Here is a 26,213-nt window from a genome sequence, read left to right as displayed (position 1 = left end):
AAAGGGAATTTACCTCAAAATGTTCCAGGCCCACAGGCCCCAATGATTTTTGAACAGCTCCTGCTCCATTCCTCCTTTGCTTCCGAACCGGATTCGCTTGCGTTTTCCCCTTAATTTATATGCCCTCGCCCTGTTCTAGCTCGAATCCCACCTTTTCCTTTTGTATTAAATTATGATATAATGTCTTATTTATAAAATAAGCATTATAAATAAACATTTGGATATCTTAGAGTGTGTTTCGGCCACCTAGGCTCTGTTAAATGTTTCTAACTTTTTCTATGCGTTTTTTCCGGATATTTTCCGGAAAAGGCTTTTTTTTGTCCTAATTATCAGATCCCATCCCCGAAAGGAAGTGTTATGTCATCATCCTATGATTACCTTATTGTTGGCAGCGGCCTTTCCGGAGCCGTATTTGCCCATGAGGCAACTAAAAGAGGTAAGCGCTGTCTGGTGCTGGAAAAACGTCCACACCTCGGGGGTAATGTATACACCGAAATGAGGGAAGGCATTGCCGTCCATTGTTACGGCGCCCACATCTTCCATACCGATAATGAACGGGTCTGGGGATACGTAAACTCCCTCACGGAATTTAACCGCTATATCAACAGCCCGGTAGCAAATTTTGAAGGCGCGCTTTTTAACCTGCCCTTTAACATGAATACCTTCTACGCCCTCTGGGGAACCAAGACCCCAGCGGAGGCAAAGGCAAAACTGGAATCCCAAAGGGTACACTACGACCGGGAGCCCGCCAACCTTAAGGAGCAGGCCCTCAGCTTGGTGGGCCATGATATTTATGAGAAGTTGATCCGGGGCTATACAGAAAAGCAGTGGAACCGGCCCTGCACGGAATTGCCCGCCTTCATCATCAAACGGCTGCCCCTGCGCTTTACTTTTGATAATAACTATTTTACCAGCCGCTTCCAAGGAATCCCCTCCTTGGGCTACACCACATTGATCGCAAAGCTTTTATCCGGGACAGAGATCAGGCTTGATACTGATTTCCTTACGGATAAGCAGGGGTTTAAAGCCCTTGCAAAAAAAGCGGTGTATACCGGCATGATAGACGCCTATTTTGAGTATGCCCTTGGGCAGCTCCACTACCGGAGCCTTCGGTTTGAACACGAAGTTCTTGACGAAGAAAACCACCAGGGGGTAGGAGTGGTAAATTACACCGATGCCCAGACTCCCTATACCCGCAGCATTGAGCACAAGCATTTTGTATATGGCACACAGCCCAAGACCGTGGTAACCAAGGAATATTCCCTGGAATGGCAGCCGGGGATGGAACCCTATTACCCCGTGAATGATGCTGCAAACCAAGCCCTGTATGGCCGGTATGCCGAAGCAGCAAAGGCAGAGACCCGTGATCGGGGGACTATTTTTCTCGGCCGCCTTGCAAAATACGCTTACTACGATATGGATCAGGCTATCCTCGCGTCTTTAGAGGCGGCGGAAAAAGAACTGGACCTATGAGTGCGATTACCGCAGTTATAGTTACCTATAATCGCAAGGCAGAATTACTTCGCTGCATAAAGGCGATCTTGGCTCAGACACACAAAGTTACTTCTATACTTGTGGTTGATAACGCTTCTGCAGATACTTTTAATTTTATGTACCGGGAATTGTATCAATCCGGTGATGGTAAGATACCTACACTATTAATAGACGACTTGATGGTGCTGCCGGGCATAAATAATGCGGATATTTATTATGAATACAAGGAAACCAATACCGGTGGCTCAGGCGGATTCTACACGGGGCTAAAAATTGCGAATGAAGTATTAAATAGTGAGTATTTCTGGCTCATGGATGATGATGGGTATCCATCTGAAGATTGTTTGGAAAAACAATTATCCTTAACAGAGTCCCTGACAGAGCACTATGACTATGCCATGCCGGTTAGTATAAACATTGAAAACCACACTGAACTGTCCTGGCCAACCATAAAGCGTAACAGGGGAAAAACAATATATTATGATGAATTAAAACGATCATGGGGTGCCATTATGAACTATGTGTATCCCTTTAATGGCGCTTTGTTATCAAAATTTTGTATTGATTCCGTTGGATATGTAAACAAGGATTTTTTTATCTGGGGAGATGAATATGAGCATTATTGGAGATGCAAGAAACACCATATTGATCCGGTAACCGCAATGGATGCACTGTTTTATCACCCGGCGAAAAAACTTCCCCTGGTGCCAATTATGTGCGGTTTCTTTCATGTTCCTTATTCAGAATCAAAACTGCGAATGGTATGTTTAATACGGAACCATACCTACATTTACCTTCACTATGACAAAAAAATAAAAATTGCGTTGAAATTCTTTATGTATACATGGTTATTTTTAATTACTAAAAATTTTGATATGGATGGATATAAATTGTATCTGCAATCGGTCGCAGATGCATTTAATAATGATTTTACCCGTCATTTAAAATACCTTTAGATAATTCATTATGGTTGATAAATTAGTAAGTATAATTACTCCAATATACAATGGATCCAAATACATTGGTGAAACCATCGAATCTGTGCGTAATCAAAGGTATACAAATTGGGAGATGATCATCATCGATGACGGATCTACCGATAAAAGTATTGAAGTAATAAATAGTGTTATATCCAGTGATCCAAGGTTCCTTTTATTACAACAGGCCAATATGGGTTCCGCATCCGCACGGAATAACGGTATTCGCCATGCCAATGGACAGTATATTGCGTTATTGGATGCGGATGATTTATGGGAACCGAATTTTCTTGAAAGCCAAATTGATTTTCTAAAGAAAAATAATGCTGTGCTTGTCTATGCATCCTGTGGGAGAATAAATGAGTACTCAAAGGAATTCTTAAATCCTGTAATGGCCCGCCCGTTTATAACCTATAAAAAAATGTTATCAACCAATTATATTCAATGTTTAACCGGCTTATATGATACAACAAAATACGGAAAAGTTTATCTGCGGGAAGAATTAAAAAGTATCCGGGATGATTATGCATATTGGTTAGATATTTTAAAATTTTCCGGCATTGCCTATGGTAACCCGGAAGTGTTGGCAAAGTATCGGCTTATTGGCTCATCAACCACAGGGGTAAAAACTAAATTGATAAAAAAACAATTTAGTTTTTACCACCAATACCTGGGATTAAGTTATGTGCGTAGTATTTTTAATACATTGTATTGGGGTTTACAGGGTATTGTAAAATTAAATTGGTAAAAAATATTGAAGTTATTTAATTTTAGATGGCCAAATGAAGGAATTTGTCAAGAACAAGAATTATATTACCGTGCCTATGCAGCAGGCGGGGAGCTAGGGAGAGTAGCCTTCAGCAGCGAAGGACTGGAGATAAAAAAAGGAACGGTCCTTTCTTTTGACACCTATTTTAATTGTTTTTCCTATTCAAAATATCTGGCCTATACCACCGTAAGCACTGTTGCAGCGGTCCTGCGTTTAAAAGGTGAAGTTAGTATCCGTCTTTTGGCGGTACGCAGACAGGGCCGTAGGATACACAGGGAAGTACTGGCATCGAAGGATATCCATACAGAATCATTTGAAGAAGTTCGTCTTGGCAATGATTTTTCTATGGACAGGACCATAGGTTTTTATTATATAGAAGTAAGGGCCATATCCGACGGAGCAGTTCTTTCCGGTGCGTATTATGCATCGGAAGATATGGAGCCGCCCAATAATGTAAAAGCAGCGGTTATTATCTGCACCTATAAGCGCGAAGCCTTCCTTTACCGTAATATGGAGATGGCAGAACGGTATATATTTCAGAACGCCGATCTTTATTTTATTGCCGGCCGCATAAAATTTTTTATTATTGATAACGGAAAAACTATACCGGAAGACCGCTGGGATAAGAACCGTATTCAGGTATTTCCCAATAAAAACTATGGCGGCAGCGGAGGATTTACCCGGGGCATTATTGAAGCCCATAAACGGAAGGACGAGTTCACCCATTTTCTGCTCATGGATGATGATATTATATTTGACGCAGAAACCCTGGCAAAAACCGTATCTTTTCTCCGGGTAATCCGGCCGGAACATAAGGATTTATGTATTGGCGCCAGTATGCTGCGCTTGGATTTGCCTTTCCTTCAGCATGAAGCCGGCGGTGTTTGGCGGGGGAAATGTGTGTCTGTCAAGCATAATCTGGATTTAAGAAGCATTGATTCTGTCCTTGAAAATGAAGTTGAGGAAAAAATAGATTATCAGGGGTGGTGGTATATGTGTATGCCCCTCTCTGTGGTAGATCAGTATAAGCTGCCCCTGCCTTTGTTTATTAATAGCGATGATGTGGACTACGGTCTAAGAACTGTTAAAAGATTGGCGCTCATGAACGGCATAGGAATTTGGCATCCGGATTTTGACAGCAAATACAACAGGCCCGTAATGTCTTATTATGTCAGGCGTAATCACATGATTGTAGATGTTTTGCACTGCCCCCGTGCCGGTTTGTTTATCCACTGGTTAAAATTTGTTTATGGCACAATAAAGTTATCCCTCCGCCGGCAGTATATGGCTATTAATTTTATAAATAAAGCTTATGAAGATTTTTTGCAGGGAATAGATTTTTTTCTGACCATCGATGAAGAGCTTTTACACAGGGATTTACTGGCCATATCTTCCGGAACGGTAAAAAAGAGTATCCGTAAAACCTTTCGGGATTTGACATCCATGACGGTAAAAATGATTCAAAACTATCCTGCAGCGGCCCGTTCCTTTCGGAAACGACAGGAAGAAATTTCCAGCCTGGATTTTTGGTGCCAACACCTGGATATCCCGCGCCAACTAATGGAGGATAAATAAGCCCTAATGAATACTTTAAAAGAAATTTACAATTATCGATATATGCTTGCTGGTATTATACACCGCGAGTTACGTGGGCGGTATAAGGGGTCAGTGCTGGGGTTCCTATGGACCTTCATTAATCCGTTCTTACAGTTCGTTGTCTATACCTTCGTATTTTCCACAATCAGACGTACGAACATTCCGAATTTTAGTGTGTTTTTATTTGTTGCTTTTATCCCATGGACATTTTTTTCAATGGCACTACACAGCGGCTGTGCCGTCATCATCGCGAATGGCGGCATGGTAAAAAAAATATACTTCCCCCGGGAAGTGCTGCCCATCGCATTTGTAACTACCAATTTCATCAATATGCTATACTGTTTTGTAATTGTGTTTGCGGTGGTGTTTATTTCCGGCGTCCCCATAAATCCGGTCGCCATGCTCTATTTGCCACTCATCATGATAATTGAATACTTACTTGCCCTTGCCATAACCTTTATCACCTCCGCAATTACCGTATACTTCCGGGATGTGCAATATATTCTAAGTACAGTCTCAATGCTGTGGATGTTTCTCACGCCGCTATTCTATTCCATTGAAAATGTGCCTAAAAAATATCAAAAATGGTATATCCTGAATCCCATGACTCCCATAGTCGAAGTCTATCGGGATATTCTCTATAGAGGAAAAATTCCCGATTGGCTGACTCTCGTCCACGCTTTTGCGGTGAGTGTGGTTTGTTTATGCATCGGCATATTCGTTTTTCAAAGGCTAAAAAAATATTTTGCGGAGGAATTATAGATGGCGGACGATACAATAATAAAAGTTGACAATGTATATAAAAAATACAAAGTGTACTTCGACAAAGGCAAAACACTAAAGGAACGTCTTCTATTTAGGAACAGAAATTATTATGAGGATAGGTGGGTGTTGAAGGGTGTTTCGCTTGAAACAAAAAAAGGTGAATCTATTGGAATAATCGGGAAAAACGGCGCCGGAAAAAGCACGCTCCTTAAACTCATGACAAGAATTATGTATCCCGACCAGGGAAACATCGAAATGGTTGGCCGCATATCAAGTCTGCTCGAGATGGGCGCCGGATTCCATCCGGATATGACCGGCAGGGAGAATATCTATATAAATGCCTCAATTTTTGGACTCTCAAAACAAGAAACAGACGCACGACTACAGGATATTATCGACTTTTCCGAACTTAGCAATTATTTGGACAATCCTGTGCGGACCTATTCTTCCGGTATGTATGTTCGCCTTGCGTTTGCCATAGCTATCAATGTCGATGCGGATATTTTATTGGCAGATGAAGTTTTGGCAGTGGGGGATGCCGCGTTTTCTGCAAAATGTATCAAAAAAATGCACGAATTGCAGGAGGCAGGCATGACCATTGCAATAGTTGCACACGGTTTGGGAACCATAGAGGCATTCTGTAACCGCACCTACTGGATAAATGATGGCATTATTGCTATGCAGGGCCCACCAAAAGAAGTTCATACCGAATATCTGAAGTATATGCTAGGGACCCATCTTAAGAACATATGGAGTCGTCAAAAGTGATAAAGAAACTGTACCCGCTTTCAAATGTGGTATTACCTCCACCAAATTTTCTTCACTATAAGGGGCTTTTTTATTGGCACCATAAGGATCTTGGTAATTTGGAACAAGGCGATGTCTATCAATTTAACACATGGATGAATTTATTCGGAGCAAAGAAATGGTACGCCTACTGCGATTTGGGCGAAATTTATCTTAGACTTAACATTACCGGCGCTTATCAATTACAGATTATGGGCACAAATCAAAATCATGCTTTTGGCACATCATTGGACAGTATTTTACTCGATACATATATTGATACCGATAGTGAACAAGTATCAATTCCTGATGCAAAAAACTATGATGGTATTTGGTTCACTATTTACAAAAAATCAACTGAACCTTTTGCTATTAATTCAATACAATGGTGCACCGATAAGACGCCTGGAACTGAAAACAAACTTGCCATTGTTTCATGTACCTTCAAGCGGGAAGAATATATTTTAAATAACATCGGCAAATTTGAAAATTTTTTAACAGAAAACGAAGCACTGCGCGATAAAATACATCTATTTGTCATTGACAACGGAAGAACTTTGGATGCCGGTAAACGTTATGCTCATACAGATATTTTGCCCAATATGAATGCCGGCGGCGCCGGCGGCTTTACACGGGGAATGATGGAAGCGGTAAAATCAAATGCGGGGTATACCAGAATCCTTCTGATGGATGATGATATTGATGTTTTACCGGAATCTTATTTCCGCACATTGATTGTTTCAAATTATTTACGCGAAGAATACCGTGATGCCTTTATTAGCGGTGCCATGATGGAAATGGTTTCGAAGCATTGGTTATTTGAGGCCCTTGCATTTCAAAAGGGAGATTGGGTTAAGGGTGTGTATTCAGGGATGGATGTTCTCAGGCTGGAAAATATCCTAAAAATCAATACAGTACAAGACAAATTATTTTCTGAAAAAAAGGTGTTTTCCGGATGGTGGTATAATTGCTTCCCGGTCTCCTTTATTCATGAAAAAGGATTGCCCCTCCCATTCTTTATTAGATGCGATGATGTGGAATGGGGCTGGCGGCATCAGGGAAAGCACCATATCGCATTGAACGGTATTTGTGTTTGGCATGAGCCTTTTATGTGGAAGGTTCCTCCGCTGACAGACCGATATTATCATCACAGAAATGTTTTTATTGTTTGGTCAATTTATATTGATGATTTTAAGAACACCTATAAAAAATTCTTGACAGATGTTTTTTATTTTTTACTGAAAACATATAATTATAATGATATCGATTTATTATTTAGGGCGCTTGATGACGTTCTTGCGGGGCCGCAAATGCTCAAACAAAATCCTGAACTGCTACACAAAGAATTACAAAGCATGGTAAAAAAACCAGAATATTTTGATGCCGAAATACGTGAAATTGAATACGCTAAAACCTATTATCCACCAAGGAAAAAACGTAAGATAGTATTTAAGTTGACAAGGCATGGCAAATATTGCCCGCAATTCCTCTGGGAAAAAGAATCCAATGCCCTTGAGTGGTACCCGCCGATGGATAACTTTATGCTTGTTAAAACAGTAAAAGTATACAATTTGTTAACCGGAAAATATTGTATCAGAAAATATGACCGTAAACGCATGATAGTGTTTGAAAAAGAATTCAAAGCACGGATGAAGCAGATCAAAGCGCGTTTTGATGATTTAAAAAAAGAATATACCAAAGCGCATAAGGAATTGACCTCATTCGAGTTCTGGGAAAAGTATTTAGAGTTAAACCATGAATAAAAAGAAATATGACATTGGGGTACTTGGTCTATGGCACAGCTGTAATTATGGCGGTGTTTTGACCTATTATGGTTTGCATGAAACCTTGAAATCCCTGGGGTTTTCAGTGCTGATGATTTCAAAAATCAATGCTTCCCTAACGGATCCGGAACGTGGGGACACCTTTAGCATGCGTTTTGCACGGATGCATTATAATATAAGCAAATATTATACCTTATCAGATATTTCTGAACTCAACGATTTATGCGACGCATTTATTGTGGGTTCTGACCAACTGTGGAATTACGGGATCAGTAAAAATTTCGGCAAAGCCTATTATTTAGATTTTGCATACAATACCAAGCATAAAATTTCTTATTCCACTTCTTTTGGACATTCGGTTGATTTCGCCCCGCCGGAAGAACGTAAAAATATCAGCGGCTATATGAAATGTTTTAACGCCATTTCTGTCAGAGAAAAGAGCGGTGTTCGTTTATGCAGGGACATTTACGATGTTAAGGCAACACAGGTTTTAGACCCCATATTGTTATGCGGAAAAAAACTGTATGAAAAACTTGCTGAAAAATCTTTGTTACGCGAAAAGAAACCCTATGTTTTATCATACATTTTGGACCCCACACCCGAAAAACGCAGGGCAATGCTCTATATAGCAGAGCATTTGGGATTGAAGTTGATACATATTCTTGACGGGTTGCCATGGAAATTTGAAGGGAATAAAAAAGCGCTTGATTTAGATGGCATAGCGGAAGACGTAGAAAGTGAAGATTTTGTATATTTATACCTCAACGCAAACTTTGTTATAACCGACTCTTTTCATGGAACTGTTTTTGCCCTGCTTTTCAACAAGCCCTTTGTAACTATAGGGAACAAAATGCGGGGTATGTCACGGTTTGACTCTCTTTTTGAAATGATAGAAAACAAAGAACGATTCACAACCGACGCCGAAACTATCATAGGAAATGAAAAGCTTTTCGAAGCGCTTGACTATGAAAAAATAAATTCCGTGTTAAAAGAAGAACGTAAAAAATCTCTTGATTGGCTAAAGAATGCATTACCTCCAAAAAGATATTCCCTGAAGTGGATAAAAAAGACGCTGTTTACACCACCATCGGAGGGAGGTAAATTAAATATTACACCCAAGAAAATTGTCAAAGCTTTTATACCATACGGGATTTTAAAAATTCGGGATTTAAATAAAAATGAGCCAATACAGCCAAAACCAAATGACAAGATGCCGCCGGCCAAATCTATAGGCAAAACAGTGGACACCATAATACATCCTGATATTGAGCGTTGTCGAATTGTAGTGTCACTGTGCAAAACATACAACATAAAACATATTGTGATTTCTTCCGGCACGCGCAATGTTTCCCTTGTCCGGCTATTCGAGGCAAATAATGACTTTTTTAAAATATATCATGTGACAGATGAACGCAGCGCTGGATTCTTTGCGCTTGGGCTGTCGATCAAATTAGGAAAACAGCCGGTTGGAATGTGCTGTACTTCAGGTACCGCCGCGTCAAATTACCTAAGCGCAATAACTGAAGCGTTCTATCAGCATGTGCCACTCATTGCGATTACCGCCGATAGATACCCGTGTTTTCTCGGGCAAATGGAAGACCAAACAATCCCACAACCGGGTATGTACGGCGCGGTCTGCAAAAAAAGTGTAACCCTTCCTATTAATGGCGATTATTTTGGTAAATGGGAAACAAGGCTGCTGACATCGGAGGCAATCTTAGAGGCAACCCATCATTCCAAAGGGCCTGTTCAGATAAATGTGCCAATAAATTATATTGAACGTATGCCGCCGACTGATTTGACAACATTGAAACTTCCGCCATTACGAATTATTCAGCGGATTACGCTTGAAAGCGGCTCAAAAATATGGGACGATTATATAACGGTTTTGCACGGTAAAAAACGGGTACTGATTGTCGTTGGGCAATATCTTCCGCCTTCTCCGGAATTACGCAATAACATTGATGTGTTTGTAAAAAAATATAACTGCGTAATAACAACCGATCACCTTTCAAATTATCATTCTGAGAAAAGCCTCCATACCTATCTCCTATTCAATCATTGCACTCAAGAAGAATTCAATCAAACCATGTCACCAGATCTGGTAATATCCATAGGTGACAAGCAGGTTATGAATAATCCTACCGGTGATAGGTTACGTGGAGCGCCCCAAAATGTAGATATATGGCGTGTGTCCGAGGATGGAGCTATTGTTGATCCCTATCGTAAGCTCACCGCGGTTTTTGAGTGTTCAGATAATTATTTCTTTAAGTATTTTGCCGAACATGCGGGAAATATTAAAAATACCAATGAATATTTTTCGTTGATTAAAAAAAGCATTGATCAGCTAGATATTAAAAATCCAACAAATTACTTTACAGACTTTACACTAAACGAAACTATGAAACGTATCCCGCCAAATTCGACACTTCACCTCGCGGTTGGCAATACATTTATGATGTCCCAAAGATATGCGCTTCATCCCAGCGTTGAGGTGTTCTGCAACATGGGGACAAATGGCATAGATGGCTGTGTGTCCACTTTTATGGGACAAGCTGCGGTAACTGAGCCATCGCGTCTTTGTTTTCTGCTTGTTGGAGATTTATCATTTTTCTATGATATGAACAGTCTTTGGAATAAAAATATTACAGGAAATATCCGCATACTCCTCAACAACGATGGAGGAGCCGGATTACTCCGGCATCATCGTAGTCCCGGCGTTACCCAGGCACACGAAACGGCCGCTGAGGGTTGGGTAAAATCACTCGGTTTTAAATATCTTTCTGCCAAAACAAAGGAAGAGTTTGAAGCACAATTGTCGTTGTTTGTGTCCTCCGAGATAAATGAACCGTTGTTCTTTGAGGTATTTTTCGGCGTAGTAAAGATATAGCCGCCAAAGGAAAATTAAAAGGAGATTAAGTTGAAAATCACATTAAAGAAGATTATCAAAGCTTTTATACCATACGGAATTCTAAAAATTCGGAATATACAGAGAAAAAAGTCAATATCGGTAAATATAGACAAAAAACAACATAATTTCTCTCCAGCCCATATACCGAACTATATTATGCAAAAACGGCTTTCCCAAATCCATGAGCTATATGCGGCAGGTTATACCGCCACACAATGGTGCGTTGAAAAAGGATATAAAAATGTCGTACTTTATACAGAAAAGCAATATTGGCCTTTGATGGAACCGATTGCTTTATCGTTTCGTATTGACGAAAGGACAACAATGCGTGCCTATTCTAAAATTCCTTTTATAATCAATTATCAAAATGAGATTGATTTTGGCAGCTTTGTTTCAGATGCGCTCAGTACAATCGATCTAAAAGATGTAGACGTGGTCTTTATCATCAAACCGGATGTTGATTTGGATGTTGAGAAAGAGCTAAAAGGATCAAAGGCACGGATTGTACAGTTGCCATCATTGATACAAATCATACATTCTTATTTCTTTTCTGAAAAACCGCTCCTCCTCTTTACATCTCTCCATCCCGATGTTCACCTACTCACATTTCATGCGCCGATATTTCCACAAAAAAATAGAACAGAAAATGAAAATAATATTTTCAAGAGAAGTAAGGCAGGGTTGGAATTTACTGTAGGATTAAAAAATGGTATATTTAACACATCCACGTATGACGAGTTTTCCTATACTCCATCGGATGTGCTTGAAATGATTACGCCCCCTCCTTCTTATCTGGACAATAATAATCTCCGTATTTACAATGACAAGGAAGGGAAATATGTAAACATTAAAGATGGTCACCGGGTAACAATCGGGCAGCCTGAAAATTCAGAACGAACGGTTTATTTTATTGGACAATGTAATTTTTTTGGTCATGGTGCGCCGGACGGTGGTACGATACCTTCGCAATTGCAAACGCTGCTAAATAGCCATGCTCCCGAGCGGCATTTCATTGTACAGAATTATGGCAGCTATATACATGGGCGCCATGAGGACTATTTTCGCCAACTGTTTTTACTGCCCGTAAAACCAGGAGACATTGTTGTAATCCAGGCTACCCCATCAAAACACTATTTTTGGATAGATTTATCGCAAATCTTACAACGTCCCCATCCTTATGGTGAAGTTTTTATAGACAAAAGACATTGGAATGAAAATGGTAATCGCGCCATGGCGGATGCTCTCTATAAAACCCTCGAAGAAAACGATTTTTTCTCTGAACCTAAAGAAAATAACCTTCCTCCCGGCACACTGTTTGCGTTTCCACATTTATTCGGTATCCCGGAATCAGTATTACAGAGCAAGGCAGCATTCTCTACGAATATCCCTGTAAAACACAAATTATTCCCTGGGTATGAAAAGCAGATTGAGGAATATAAAGAAGTTTTGTATGAACACCGCAACAAAGCTTTGGGTGAAAATGGGGCTATTGTTATGACGGCAGGTCCATTCACCTATGGGCATCGATATTTAGTTGAATATGCTGCAGCACGAGCTTCAACCTTATATATTTTTGTAGTTAAAGACAACAAAACTTTTTTGGAGTATGAAGATAGGTATGCAATGGTAAAGGAGGGAACCAAAGACCTTCCAAATGTTGTTGTTTTGTCTTCCGGTATGTTCATAGGTTCACGGCTTACTTTTTCCAGTTATTATAACAGGGAAAAACTACAGGAAGTAAAAATCGACCCGTCAAGCGATGTAATTTTCTTCTCAAAAGAGATTGCCCCAATTCTTAATATTAAAACTAGATTTGTAGGGACAGAGCCATTCGATACTGTTACAAAACAGTATAACGAGACTATGCATAAGATTTTTCCTGAAAACGGTTTAAGTCTTGTTGAAATTCAGAGAAAAGAAATTGGCGATGTAGCAATCAGCGCATCAAGGGTACGGAGGCTGCTTGAAGAAAAGAACTTTGTGGAGATTTCCAAGATCGTTCCAGAGACGACGCTGTCATATTTGAAAGAAAAGTACGGCGGATAGCTGAAAGGAGACTAAATTGAAAATTACGCCGAAGAAGATTGTCAAAGCTTTTATACCGTATGGGATTTTAAAAATATTGGATGTAAAAAAATCCAAATCAATACGGGTAAACGCAGAAAAACTACAGTATAATCCCCCTTCACCCCTTGTACAGACTGATATTATGCAAAAATGGCTTTCTCAAATCCATGGGTTATGCGCGGCAGGTTATACCGCCACACAATGGTGCATTGACAAGGGGTATAAAAATGTCGTTCTCTATACAGAAAAGCAATATTGGCCTTTGATAGAACCGATTGCTTTATCATTTCGTATGGACGAAAGAATTACAACGCATGCCTGTTCAAGAATTCCTTTTATAACAAGGTATCAAGATGAAGCTATTTTTGGCTGGTTTGTTTCCAGTGCGCTCAATACAATCGATCTAAAAGATGTAGACGTGGTTTTTATCATCAAACCGTTTATTGATTCTGCCGCTGAGAAATATCTGGAGGGAACTAAAACGCGGATTGTGCAGTTGCCATCCTTGATACAGCTTTTGCGTGATTATTTCTTTCTTGAAAAACCACTGATCCTCTTTACTTCCCTCCATCCCTATGTTCACTTACTTACGTATTGCTCTCCACGATTTCCACAAAAAAATAGAACGGAAAATGAAGATAATATTTTGAGTAATCGCAGGGCAGAAAAAGAATTTTTGGATGGATTAAAAAAGGGTATATTTACCACATCCTCCTATGATGAATTTCCCTATACACCTTCGGATGTACTTGAAATGATGTGCCCTCCGCCCTCTTATTTAGATAACACCAATCTCCGTATTTACAATGATAAAGAAGGGAAATATGTAAACATTAAAGATGGTCACCGAATAACAATCGGGCAGCCTGAAAACCCGGAACATACGATTTATTTTTTTGGTGGTTGTCGAATCTTTGGCCATGGCGCACCGGACAGTGGCACGACTTCATCACATTTACAAGCGTTGCTAAATAGCCATGCTCCCGAGCGGCATTTTATCGTACAGAATTATGGCGGCCATGTATACGGACGTCATGATGACCGTTTACGCAAATTATTTTCTTTGTCTGTAAAACCAGGAGATATTGTAGTTTCCGAGGTTTGGGCTCCTCTATCAGAACACTATTGTTGGACTGATTTATCACAAATTTTGCAACGCCCCCATCCTTATGGTGAAGTATTTATAGACGGGGTACATTTTAATGAAAACGGCAATCGCGCCATAGCGGATGCTCTTTATAAAACTCTCGAAGAACATGATTTTTTTTCTGCGCCTAAAGAAAACGCCGCTCCCCCCGGTACACTGTTTGCGCTTCCGCATTTATTCGGTATCCCGGAATCAGTATTACAGAGCAAAGCAGCATTCTCTACGAATATCCCTGCAAAACACAAATTATTCCCTGGGTATGAAAAGCAGATTGAGGAATACAAAAAAGTTTTGTATGAACACCGCAACAAAACTTTGGGTGAAAATGGGGCTATTGCTATGACGGCAGGTCCATTCACCTATGGGCATCGATATTTAGTTGAATATGCTGCAGCACGAGTTTCAACCTTATATATTTTTGTAGTTAAAGACAACAAAACTTTTTTGGAGTATGAAGATAGGTATGCAATGGTAAAGGAGGGAACCAAAGACCTTCCAAATGTTGTCGTTTTGTCTTCCGGTATGTTCATAGGTTCACGGCTTACTTTTTCCAGTTATTATAACAGGGAAAAACTACAGGAGGTAAAAATCGACCCGTCAAGTGATGTAATTTTCTTCGCAGAAGAGATTGCCCCAATTCTTAATATTAAAACTAGATTTGTAGGGACAGAGCCATTCGATACTGTTACAAAACAGTATAACGAGACTATGCATAAGATTTTTCCTGAAAACGGTGTGAGTCTTGTTGAGATTCCGAGAAAAGAAATTGGCGGTGTAGCAATCAGCGCATCAACGGTACGGAGGCTGCTTGAAGAAAAAAACTTTGTGGAGATTTCCAAGATCGTTCCAGAGACGACGCTGTTATATTTGAAAGAAAAGTACAGCGGATAGCTAAAAGGAGACTAAATTGAAAATTACGCCGAAGAAGATTGTCAAAGCTTTTATACCGTATGGGATTTTAAAAATATTGGATGTAAAAAAATCCAAATCAATACGGGTAAACGCAGAAAAACTACAGCATAATTTCCCTCCACCCAATGTGCAGACTGATATTGCTCAAAAATGGCTTTTTTTTCAAATCCATGAGTTATACGCGGCAGGTTATACCGCCACACAATGGTGCATTGACAAGGGGTATAAAAACGTCGTTCTCTATACAGAAAAGCAATATTGGCCTTTGATAGAACCAATTGCTTTATCATTTCGTATGGATAAAAGAATAGCAATGCATGCCTGTTCAAGAATTCCTTTTATATCAAGGTATCAAGATGAAGTTGTTTTTGGCTGGTTTGTTTCCGGTGCGCTCAATACAATCGATCTGAACAATGTAGACGTGATCTTTATCATCAAACCGTTTATTGATTCTGCCGCTGAAAAATATCTGGAAGGAACTAAAATGCGGATTGTGCAGCTGCCGGACCTGATACAGCTTTTGCGTGCTTATTTCCTTTTCGAAAAACCACTGATCCTCTTTGCCTCCCTTCATCCCGATGTTCACTTACTTACATATCGCTATCCACGATTTCCACAAAAAAATAGAACGGAAAATGAAGATAATATTTTGAGTAATCGCAGGGCAGAAAAAGAATTTTTGGATGGATTAAAAAAGGGTATATTTATCACATCCACCTATGATGAGCTTTCCTATACGCCGTCGGATGTGCTCGAAATGTTAACAACCCCAACTTCTTATTTAGACGACAATAATCTCCGTATTTATAATGATAAAGAAGGGAAATATGTAAACATTAAAGATGGTCACCGAGTAACAATCGGGCAGCCTGAAAACCCGGAACGTACGATTTATTTTTCTGGACCTTGTGATATCTTTGGTCATGGCTCACCGGACAGTGGCACAATTCCTTCACAATTACAGGCGCTGTTAAATAGGCATATTCCAGAGCGGCATTTCATCGTACAGAATTATGGCGGTTATATATACGGACGTCATGATGACTATTTACGCCAATTATTTTCTTTATCTGTAAAACCAGGCGACATTGTAGTCTCCCATGCTCCTCCATCAGAACACTATTATTGGACTGATTTATCAGAAATTTTGCAACGCCCCCATTCTTACGGTGAAGTATTTATTGATAGGTTACATTTTAATGAAAATGGTAATCGCGCCGTGACGGATGCCCTCTATAAAGCTCTCGAAGAAAACAATTTTTTTTCTGAGCCTAAAAAAATCGACGCTCCCCCCAGTTCACTGTTTGCGCTTCCGCATTTATTCGGTATTCCGGAATCAGCTCTACAGCAAAACACGGCATCTTCTATAAATATTCCCTCCGAATACACCGCAGAATTAGAAAAATACAAAAAATCGCTGCTTGAGCATAAAACAAGAATCGGCGCTGTCGTCATGAACTGCAATCCATTTACCTTCGGTCACCGGTATCTCGCGGAGTACGCCGCACAACAGGTTGAACGGCTTTATATCTTTGCGGTGGAAGAAGACAAGTCTATATTCCCATTTGCAGACAGGTTAGAGCTTATCAAAGCCGGCGTGAAAGACTTACCGAATGTTACCGTGCTGCCAAGCGGTAAGTTTATTATTTCATCCCTCACGTTCAAAGATTATTTTAATAAATCAGAAATGCAGGATCGTGTGATTGACCCGTCAAATGATGTGACTATTTTTGCAGAGGAAATAGCTCCTACTTTAGGTATAAACGTGCGTTTTGCCGGGGAAGAGCCATTGGACAATGTAACACGCCAATATAACGATACTATGAAGCGGATATTACCGCAGCACGGTATCGAATTTGAAGTAATTCCCAGGAAAGAAGTGGATGGCACGCCAATTAGCGCATCAAAAGTACGGAAACTGCTTGAAGAAAAGAACTTCGTGAAGATTTCAAAGCTGGTGCCGGAAACAACGTTAAAGTATTTGCAAGAAAAATGTGGTAAATAGCCTCAAGGAAACTAAGTTGAAAATTACGCTGAAGGAAATTGTCAAAACCATTCTACCGTGTGAAATTTTAAAAAATCGGAGCCTACAGAAAAATAAGTCAGTACAAGTAAATGCGGACAAGGCAGAGCATAATTTCCTTCCATCCCTTGCACACGATATTATGCAAAAATGGCTTTCTCAAATCCATGAGTTGTATGCGGCAGGTTATACAGCCACACAATGGTGCGTTGACAAGGGATATAAAAACATTGTTCTCTATACAGAAAAGCAATATTGGCCTTTGATGGAACCGATCGCTTTATCATTTCGTATGGATGAAAGAATAACAATGCATGCCTGTTCAAGAATTCCTTTTATAATAAATTATCACGATGTCATTCATTTTGGCAGTTTTGTTTCCGGTACGCTCGATACAATCGATCTGAAAGATGTAGATGTGATCTTTATCATCAAACCGGTTATCGATTATGCGGCTGAGAAATATCTGAAAGGAACTAAAACGCGGATTGTGCAGCTGCCATCATTAATACAGATTCTGCATTTCTATTTCCTTTATGAAAGACCACTAATCCTCTTTACTTCCATCTATCCCTACGTTAACTTACTTACATATCACGCTCCGTTATTTCCACAAAAAAAAGGAACAGAAAACGAAACTGATATTTTGAATGGGCACAGTTCATTAGGGAAATTTATACAAGGATTAAAAAAGGGTATATTTACCACATCCACCTATAATGAGTTTTCCTATACGCCGTCGGATGTGCTCGAAATGATGACTCCTTCTTCTTCTTATTTAGATACTAATAATCTTCGTATTTACAATGACAAAGAAGGAAAATATGTAAACATTAAAGATGGTCACCGAGTAACAATCGGGCAGCCTGAAAACCCGGTGCAAACCATTTATTTCTATGGCGATTGTAGACTTTTTGGTTATGGTGCGCCGGACAGCGGCACGACTTCATCATATTTACAAGCGCTGTTAAATAGGCATGTTCCGGAGCGGCATTTCATCGTACGGAATTATGGCGGCTATATACATGGGCGCCATGAGGACTATTTACGCCAACTATTTCTTTTACCAGTAAAGCCGGGAGATATTGTGATTACCTCGGCTTCTCCATCAGAGCACTATTGTTGGACTGATTTATCCCAAATTTTACAGCGTCCTCATTCTTACGGTGAAGTGTTTATTGATCAGTTGCATTGGAATGAAAACGGCAATCGCGCCATAGCAGATGCCCTCTATAAAGTTCTCGAAAAACATGATTTTTTTTCTGCGCCTAAAGAAAACGCCGCTCCACCCTGTGCACTGTCTGCATTTCCGCATTTATTCGGTATTCCGGAATCAGCCCTACAGAAAAACACGGCATCCTCTACAAATATTCCCTCCGAATACACCGCTGAATTAGAAAAATACAAAAGATCGCTGCTTGAGCATAAAACAAGAATCGGCGCTATTGTCATGAACTGCAATCCATTTACCTTCGGTCACCGGTATCTCGCGGAGTACGCCGCACAACAGGTTGAACGGCTCTATATCTTTGCGGTGGAAGAAGACAAGTCTATATTCCCATTTGCAGACAGGTTAGAGCTTATCAAAGCCGGCGTGAAAGACTTACCGAATGTTACCGTACTGCCAAGCGGTAAGTTTATTATTTCATCCCTCACGTTCAACGACTATTTTAATAAATCGAAAATACAGGATCGGGTGATTGACCCGTCAAATGATGTTACCATTTTCGCGGAAGAAATAGCTCCTACTTTAGGTATAAACGTACGTTTTGCCGGGGAAGAGCCATTGGACAATGTAACACGCCAATATAACGATACTATGAAGCGGATATTACCGCAGCATGGCATCGAATTTGAAGTAATTCCCAGGAAAGAAGTGGATGGAACGCCAATTAGCGCATCAAAGGTACGGAAGCTGCTTGAAGAAAAGAACTTCGTAGAGATTTCCAAGCTCGTGCCGGAAACAACCTTGGAATATCTGAAAAAAATAGGAAAAGAATAAGAAAATTTTATGGCTCTATCTCGAAAGAAACGTCAATTTTTTATAGCTATTATTGATATTATATTACTCCTTATTTCGGTACACATGGCGCTTGTCATACGGTGGCGTCTCTTTCCGTCTATTCATGATTATTTTGTCCATATATGGGTGATGCTTCCGGTAATCATAGCCTGGATAATCTGTTTTTACACCCTTGGGTTTTATTCCCTGGAAATGCCCTATGCAGGCTATAAAACAATATGGACCATATTTCTTGTTGCCATTATTTGTACGTTTTTTGGTTTTTCTATTTATTATCTCAATTATGACTCACTAATTGTGCCGAAAACTATTCTGTTGTTATTTTCATCCTTCGCCTTTGCCCTTATTGGGTTTTGGCGATGGTTTCTTAGCGTAGTATTAAAAAAGTATTTTCCCGTGTCTAATATTATTTTTATTGGTATTAACAATACGGTTGCCGATTTATTACATAACACCAGCAATTTTTCGTATATGACCTATCATGTTCCCTTTATATTTGATGATACCTATGAGGGAGATGATTATTGCGGTATACCGGTGTGTAAAGAAAAAGCATCATTTATAAATGAAATCAAAAAAAATAATATCCAGGCAATAGTTTTTGCTAATGATATAAATATTTCTTACATCCTGCAAGATATCCTGTTTGAACTTTTGCATAGCCGCGTCTTTTTTTTCAATATAGCTGATTTTTATGAAACATATTTGCGGCGTATTCCCATTGATTCGGTAAATGAACTCTGGTTTTTACGAAGTATTAATCTAAACGTCAAAAACCTGTATCAATATTTTAAACGAATAGGCGATATAATAATAGCCCTATTGATCTTGATTTTAGCACTGCCTTTTTTCCCCCTTATCATCCTGATGATAAAAGCAGAAAGTCCGGGATCTGCTTTTTTCTTTCAGAAGCGGGTTGGTCTTTTTGGTAATGAATTTACTATTATAAAATTTCGTACCATGCGGATAGAAAAAAATACCGGCGGCATGGTTACTAACAATGATCCCCGTATAACGAAATTCGGTGATTTCCTGCGCAAAACCCGGATTGATGAAATTCCACAATGTATTAATATTATTAGGGGTGATATGAGTTTTATCGGACCCCGGCCGGAGCAGCCTGTTTTTGTTAGTCATCTGGAGAAGAATATTCCCTTTTACCGCCAGCGCCTATTGGTAAAACCAGGCCTTACTGGATGGGATCAGGTATCGGGGGAGTATCATTCGCCTTCCGGAGAAGATACCCGTAAAAAAATGCAGCGCGATTTGTATTATATCAAGAATATGTCCCTTTTACTGGATATTTCTATATTGTTTAAGACCGTGGTAACCGTGCTTAAGCAGGAAGGACGATGAGGTGCCGGTAAGATGATTACGCTAAGGGACATTTGGAAAAGCTACCCCATGGGAAAACTCGGCGTAGATGCCTTGAACGGGATTTCTCTGGAACTATCCAAGGGTGATTTTGTTTCCGTAGCCGGTCCTTCGGGTTCAGGAAAAACTACCCTAATGAACATTATCGGCCTCATTGATACCCCAAGCAGCGGCAGGGTACTTATCGACGGTAAAGAGACCGGGAACCTCCGCCGTAAGGAACTGACCCGCATACGGCAGGAAAGCATTGGGTTTGTATTCCAATCTTTTAATCTGCTGCCGGTTTTAACGGTTTTTGAGAATGTAGAACTTCCCCTAACAATCGCACAAAAAAAGACTGCCCGTGCTGAACGACGGGAACGGGTTGAATACCTTTTGGAGGAAGTCGGGTTAGGGGATAGGAAAACCCATAAGCCTTCAGAGCTCTCCGGCGGACAACAGCAACGTGTGGCTATCGCCCGGGCGTTGGTAACCAGACCAAAAATAGTTATTGCCGATGAACCCACGGCAAACCTGGATTCCGCCAATGGGGAGCGGGTATTGGAACTTATGAAAAAAATAAATCAGGAAGAGGGGACGACTTTTATTTTTTCAACCCATGATCCGGATATTTGGGAAATGGCTAATCACATTGTTTTTTTAAAGGATGGTCGTATAGAATCGGAGAAGCGACGATGAATTGGCAGCTTATGCTTAAAAATATAACCCGGAATAAAAAAAATAGTTTGGTAATAATCCTGCTTATCGGGGTTATTACTTTTATTCTTTTTATCGGGAACAGCATACTCGGGAAGTCCGATCAGGGCTTGCGGAACGCTTTTGTGGAAAGCCTTACCGGGGATGTGGTTATCCAGAAAACATCCGATGTAACCATGAATCTCTTTGGCGCCAATACACCCGTAATTGATGAATATTTCAATATCCCTTCTTTTCCCGCGTATGATATGGTACGGGAACTTATCCTTGAAGAACCGGGCATTAGTGTTGTTACCAGTCAGGTATCAAGTCGTGCATTTTTGGATGCCCTGGGGGTCCGGGAGGGGGTTCTGCTCTGCGGGATAGATGCGTCAACCTATTTCACTGCCTTTCCGGGAATCCTCCTTGAGGAAGGGCGCTTTCTGGAAGCAAACGAATACGGCGTCATGATAAGCGCCGATAGAGCAGAGCGTATTGAAAAACAAACCGGACAGCGTCCGGCTATTGGTGATTCTCTGTTGCTTACCGCAGGAGGGACTACAGGGTTCAAGATCAGAGATGTTCCCCTGGTGGGGATCTATCGCTACCGGAATCCCGGCACTTTTATGAACAAAATAGTCATCGCCGATCCTCAGACGGTTCGGGTGCTTGAGTCAATACAGGTTGCTGCTTCAGATATAGAGCTTGACCAGAAAGACTCCCTTTTGTTTGGGATAGATTTGGATGATTTTTTTAGCGGTGATTTTGGGAGAGAAGGCGACGAAGAAGAAAGTTTTTCTGTGGATTTCCTTAAAAATGTTTTGCAAAATTCAAAAGAAGAAGCGGATCAGCAAAATATACCGGTAGGAGGCGATTGGAATTTCATTATCCTCCGCCTTAAGAAGGGAGTGAATCCTGGGGCCGTAATTGCATCGCTCAACAAAAAACTTGCCCCCTTTGAAGTTACCGCGGTGGGCTGGCGTATAGCAGCGGGTAGTTCCGCTATTCTTATGCTGCTTATAAAAAACTTATTTAACATCGGAATGTTTCTGGTGAGTGTGGCCGGTATCATCGCCGCAGTAAATATTCTTTTAATTTCAGTATTCAGGCGAACAAAGGAAATAGGCGCCCTGAGGGCTATGGGCGCCTATGATGGATATATCCGCACCCTTATCCTGGGTGAAAACCTCATTCTCGCTTGTATTGCTGGCATCCTTGGTATTCTGGGGGGCTATTGTTTTCTCCGCATCATCAACGGCTTTGATATTATCATTTCCAATACGCTTATTGCCTCTCTCTTGGATGATCAAATGGTACAGATTTCTTTTTTACCCTCCGCGGCATTGGCATCCTTTGGTGTTTCACTGTTTCTTGGCATTGCCGCATCCCTCTATCCGGTGGAAATGGCGGTTCGTGTGAATCCTATTGTTGCGGTGCGGCAGGGATAAACATGAAATTTTTACTGGTACCGCACTTGGCCATGAAATATCTCTTTCGTTACCGCCGCCGGTATCTCTTTCTCTTTCTGGCATTGACCTTTAGCTTTGGTATTGTTACCTTTATTACTTCTATTAAAGACGGGATGTACGAAAATATCTATAATTCAGCCCAGTCTCATTATGCCGGTGATATTATTATTAATGGTTATGACAAAGGACAGATAGAGACAGACCATATAAAAATACTTGATATGATTAAAATCGGCTGGGTAATTAAAAATACAAAAATTAATCCGGCGCGTGCCGTCATGCGGACATTGTCCAGCGACGGGATTCTCTATTTTAATGGATCAGCGCTATCCCTTAAGTATACCATTGGAGTGGATTGGAATACCGAAAAAAACTATTTTGATAGCCTTGTTTACCAGGAACGTCAAAGTTTTTCAGAGGATAAAGATACCATCCTGCTCTCCGTTCCCGTAGCCAAAGAGCTGGGGGTTCGCCTTGGGGATAGTCTTGTCCTGGGGGTAAAAACCCGATTTGGTCAAAGTAATACCGGTGTATTTGTGGTTAGAGGTATTGTGGAGGATTCAACACTTTTTGGTTATTATAAGGCCTATGTTTCCCGTCCCACCCTTAACAGACTCTTTTTATTCAGAGCAGATGAATGTTCTAGTATCGGGTTGTTCTTCAATGATCGACGGGAAACAAATGTAAAAAAAAATATTTTACAGAAGGAATTAGAGAAAAATATTCCGACCGCTCCGCTGGTGCAGGATCGGGATGAACTGATACGGGAGAGAGATCAACCATGGAATGGAGTAAAAATATTTGTCCTTACTATTCCGGTATATCTTTCAGAAGTTGCGGATCTCTTGGGCGCCATAAACATCATTACCTATTTTTTGTATTTGATGATGATGGTGATTATTTTGGTAAGCGCCATGGTAACCTACAATCTCATTCTCCACGAACGATCCCGGGAAATGGGGACCATGCGGGCCATTGGCTTTCATGAAGCTGATGTACGGCACATTTTGATACTGGAGACCCTTGGGTTAGGGCTGCTTTCCCTGATCGCGGGCTTTATCTTCGCATTTATTTTGTCCCGGGCGGTACAGTTTATTCCCCTTTCCTGGTTTCCCAGTTTTGAAATCTTCATGAAGAATGGACGCTTAACACCTCTCTATCTTTCCAATACGATGCTTATCAATCTTGCCGTGTTTTTTTCTATCCTGATGGCGGCAATTTGGCTTCCGGCATTCCGCTCATCACGGAATCCATTGCCAGGGATGTTATCCGGAGGAAATGATTGATGAATACACGTTTCTGTCATACACTTTTGGTTTCTCTGCTGGTATTCTCCGCACATTTCCTTTGGGCAATTACCGATTTAGAACTGCTACGCAATGCGGATGGCCTTGCCAGTTATTATGATACGGATTTTTCTGCGGAATATACTATTGTTCAGGATAAACCCGGACAGGACCGGTCCACCACTGTGGCAGGGGTATTTCGTCGGGATTCCCGGGCAATATATGTGATAATTATTATGCAGCCCCAAATTAGCCGGGGACAGGGATATCTGAAACAGGATGACACCCTATGGTTCTACGATCCCGATAGCCGTCGTTTTAACACCACAAGCAGCAGTGAACGGTTCCAAAATACTAACGCCCGAAATTCCGATTTTACCCGCTCCACTCTGGCGGATGATTACCGGGTTGTAAACGGGGAAGATACCGTTCTGGGACGGTTCAAATGCCGTCTCCTTACCCTGGAAGAGGTAAGCGCCGGGCTTACCTATCCCCGGATGAAGCTATGGATCAGTGAGGACGGCCTGGTACGGAAAACCGAAGATTACAGCCTTTCCGGCCAGTTGATGCGGACCTCGGCTATCCTCGATTATCAGAGGACAGGGAAGCGGTTTGTTCCTACCCAGATTCTGTTTGAAGAAGCCCTGCGGGGGGCCGTGATTAACGGAAAATTGGTAAAAGAGCGGACTTTGATTACAATTAATAAACCTTCTTTTGAAAAGATTGCCGACTCAGTCTATTCAAAAACGTTTCTGGAGTCGGTGAACCGATAATGCGGCGTGCTTTTTTGTTACTATTGCTGTTTCATTCATTATTCTTTGTAGTATGGGCGGATGACACAGATTTTTCTGATTGGGATATGGACACCCTGTTTAACGAGCCGGTGGATACGGAAGAAGTGTCCCCCGGAGAGAAGGGTGATGTCAAGGAAGAAAGCGTTCCTGCAAAGAATGTGCCGGCCTTTCTGTTGCGAAAAACAGGGGCCTCCCTGGACGCTTCCTATTATTTCAATGCCGGTATTGCTCCCGGTTGGAACCAGGCTCCTTGGCACTGGGATTCGTCGAGCAAGGAAAATGAGTACACACATATTGTAGGTCTGGGAATGGCCGGTGGTATGGGGCTTGATGTCCAGATCTCCGATGTGTTTCGGGTAAAAAACAGCTTTGGCTTTTACTACCCCAATTTTTCCTTGTACGTCGACCAATTTTTCTTTGATTATACGATTAAAAATGCTGTTTTTATCCGGGCAGGAAAGTACGAACCTACCTGGGGGATTTCTTCTAATTTTCCGTTTACCAACCTGTTAGCCAGGGTGCCCAACGGGCCCTGGTGGAAAGTCGCATTGAACTCCAGCCAGAGTGCAATCGTGGCCAGGGCCGATATCCCTATCGGCATTGGGGGTCTGCAAGTCCTTGCCCTGCACCGTCGTGGTTTTATAGAAGATAACAGTATTAATCCTGGTTTACGCGAGATTGGATACGGCGCTAAATACAATCTAGCCTTTCCCTGGGCGGATATTGATGTGGGAGCCTTTTTCCTTGCAGCCATGCCCCTGAGAGCTTTTATCTCCGTTAAGAAAACGATTAAGGAAACTGAACTCTATACTGAAGGGATGACCTCAGTTCAGCATCCCTTTACTGACGATCATGATACCTGGGATAATTGGAACTTTTCCGCCAACCTTGGGGTTTTACAGGATTTCTTTACGGACAAACTGACGGTCAATGCCGAAGTATTTTATAATGGCGAAGCAGGCTCTGGTTTATTCCGCCCAAAAACTGATTTACGGGAAGAGGAGGTATCTCCTTTTATTGGCGGCTTGAATACCGCCCTTAACCTGCGTTTTAGACCCGACTGGTTCAAGGACCTCCGCTTTGTCCTTCAGTTTCTGTATGCCCCTAAAGAAAATACCGCACAGCTCGTGCCGGGGATCAGAATAAATCCACTACCCCATATGGCGGTATCCTTAGCCGTTCCCATGGCCTTAGGCAGCGAGGACGGGACCTATTATAGCTACAACGCTGACAAAAATAATCGCCCCTTCAGTATTGTTCTGTTGGTTTCCCTCACCGGAAGAAGCGTGTTTGGACTTTAGCGAAAAAGGGTTTTTTTTGCCTATGATGTTAGTTTAGTATAACATATAGATACTTTCGCC

General features: G+C 41.1%; 18 protein-coding genes. All 18 read left to right on the top strand.

Translation table 11 applies throughout. From position 1 onward, the window contains the following. The first annotated feature begins 357 nt into the window (after positions 1 to 357). Genes glf through TREPR_RS07335 form a run of 18 tightly spaced genes read left to right on the top strand, consistent with a single transcriptional unit; the run spans position 358 to position 26,153 of the window. Positions 358 to 1,473 (top strand): UDP-galactopyranose mutase, encoded by a 1,116-nt coding sequence (gene glf, locus TREPR_RS07420; protein ID WP_015707678.1) that lies wholly within the window; start codon positions 358 to 360, stop codon positions 1,471 to 1,473. Then, a complete protein-coding gene (locus TREPR_RS07415; protein WP_015707677.1) occupies positions 1,470 to 2,450 on the top strand; it encodes a glycosyltransferase in 981 nt (326 codons plus the stop codon). Before glf ends, TREPR_RS07415 begins: the two co-directional genes overlap by 4 nt. A gap of 10 nt (positions 2,451 to 2,460) precedes the next feature. Further along, a complete protein-coding gene (locus TREPR_RS07410) occupies positions 2,461 to 3,219 on the top strand; it encodes a glycosyltransferase family 2 protein (RefSeq protein WP_015707676.1) in 759 nt (252 codons plus the stop codon). Positions 3,220 to 3,225: 6 nt separating this feature from the next. Continuing rightward, a complete protein-coding gene (locus TREPR_RS07405; RefSeq protein ID WP_015707675.1) occupies positions 3,226 to 4,815 on the top strand; it encodes a glycosyltransferase in 1,590 nt (529 codons plus the stop codon). Between the two features lie 6 nt (positions 4,816 to 4,821). Then, the gene (locus TREPR_RS07400) at positions 4,822 to 5,598 is read left to right on the top strand and encodes an ABC transporter permease (RefSeq protein WP_015707674.1); all 777 of its coding nucleotides are present in this window, start codon (positions 4,822 to 4,824) and stop codon (positions 5,596 to 5,598) included. Continuing rightward, the gene (locus tag TREPR_RS07395) at positions 5,599 to 6,369 is read left to right on the top strand and encodes an ABC transporter ATP-binding protein (RefSeq protein ID WP_015707673.1); all 771 of its coding nucleotides are present in this window, start codon (positions 5,599 to 5,601) and stop codon (positions 6,367 to 6,369) included. Then, complete coding sequence (locus TREPR_RS07390) at positions 6,366 to 8,150, top strand: hypothetical protein (RefSeq protein ID WP_015707672.1); 1,785 nt, start codon at positions 6,366 to 6,368, stop codon at positions 8,148 to 8,150. Before TREPR_RS07395 ends, TREPR_RS07390 begins: the two co-directional genes overlap by 4 nt. Then, the gene (locus TREPR_RS07385) at positions 8,143 to 11,061 is read left to right on the top strand and encodes a polysaccharide pyruvyl transferase family protein (protein ID WP_015707671.1); all 2,919 of its coding nucleotides are present in this window, start codon (positions 8,143 to 8,145) and stop codon (positions 11,059 to 11,061) included. Before TREPR_RS07390 ends, TREPR_RS07385 begins: the two co-directional genes overlap by 8 nt. Before the next feature lie 30 nt (positions 11,062 to 11,091). After that, a complete protein-coding gene (locus TREPR_RS17830; RefSeq protein ID WP_015707670.1) occupies positions 11,092 to 13,128 on the top strand; it encodes a nucleotidyl transferase family protein in 2,037 nt (678 codons plus the stop codon). Between the two features lie 16 nt (positions 13,129 to 13,144). After that, the gene (locus tag TREPR_RS17825) at positions 13,145 to 15,187 is read left to right on the top strand and encodes a citrate lyase ligase (protein ID WP_015707669.1); all 2,043 of its coding nucleotides are present in this window, start codon (positions 13,145 to 13,147) and stop codon (positions 15,185 to 15,187) included. 16 nt (positions 15,188 to 15,203) lie between these two features. Then, positions 15,204 to 17,213, top strand: coding sequence for an adenylyltransferase/cytidyltransferase family protein (locus TREPR_RS17820; RefSeq protein WP_015707668.1), 2,010 nt, complete (start codon positions 15,204 to 15,206; stop codon positions 17,211 to 17,213). Between the two features lie 16 nt (positions 17,214 to 17,229). Then, entirely contained in the window at positions 17,230 to 19,233 is a 2,004-nt protein-coding gene (locus tag TREPR_RS17815) for a nucleotidyl transferase family protein (protein WP_015707667.1), read from the top strand. 9 nt (positions 19,234 to 19,242) lie between these two features. Beyond that, positions 19,243 to 20,610, top strand: a complete 1,368-nt coding sequence (locus TREPR_RS07360) for a sugar transferase (RefSeq protein ID WP_015707666.1) — start codon at positions 19,243 to 19,245, stop codon at positions 20,608 to 20,610. Between the two features lie 12 nt (positions 20,611 to 20,622). Beyond that, positions 20,623 to 21,306: an ABC transporter ATP-binding protein gene (locus TREPR_RS07355; RefSeq protein ID WP_015707665.1), complete on the top strand. Its 684-nt coding sequence runs from the start codon at positions 20,623 to 20,625 to the stop codon at positions 21,304 to 21,306. Then, the gene (locus TREPR_RS07350; protein WP_041611071.1) at positions 21,303 to 22,751 is read left to right on the top strand and encodes an ABC transporter permease; all 1,449 of its coding nucleotides are present in this window, start codon (positions 21,303 to 21,305) and stop codon (positions 22,749 to 22,751) included. The genes TREPR_RS07355 and TREPR_RS07350 overlap by 4 nt, the downstream gene beginning before the upstream one ends. A gap of 2 nt (positions 22,752 to 22,753) precedes the next feature. Continuing rightward, positions 22,754 to 24,058, top strand: a complete 1,305-nt coding sequence (locus tag TREPR_RS07345) for an ABC transporter permease (RefSeq protein WP_015707664.1) — start codon at positions 22,754 to 22,756, stop codon at positions 24,056 to 24,058. Then, positions 24,058 to 24,831, top strand: a complete 774-nt coding sequence (locus tag TREPR_RS07340; RefSeq protein WP_015707663.1) for an outer membrane lipoprotein-sorting protein — start codon at positions 24,058 to 24,060, stop codon at positions 24,829 to 24,831. The genes TREPR_RS07345 and TREPR_RS07340 overlap by 1 nt, the downstream gene beginning before the upstream one ends. Next, positions 24,831 to 26,153 (top strand): hypothetical protein, encoded by a 1,323-nt coding sequence (locus TREPR_RS07335; RefSeq protein ID WP_015707662.1) that lies wholly within the window; start codon positions 24,831 to 24,833, stop codon positions 26,151 to 26,153. Before TREPR_RS07340 ends, TREPR_RS07335 begins: the two co-directional genes overlap by 1 nt. Positions 26,154 to 26,213 lie beyond the last annotated feature (60 nt).

The organism is Treponema primitia ZAS-2 (assembly GCF_000214375.1).
Lineage (GTDB): Bacteria > Spirochaetota > Spirochaetia > Treponematales > Breznakiellaceae > Termitinema > Termitinema primitia.
This window is presented reverse-complemented; position numbering and strand designations above follow the sequence as displayed.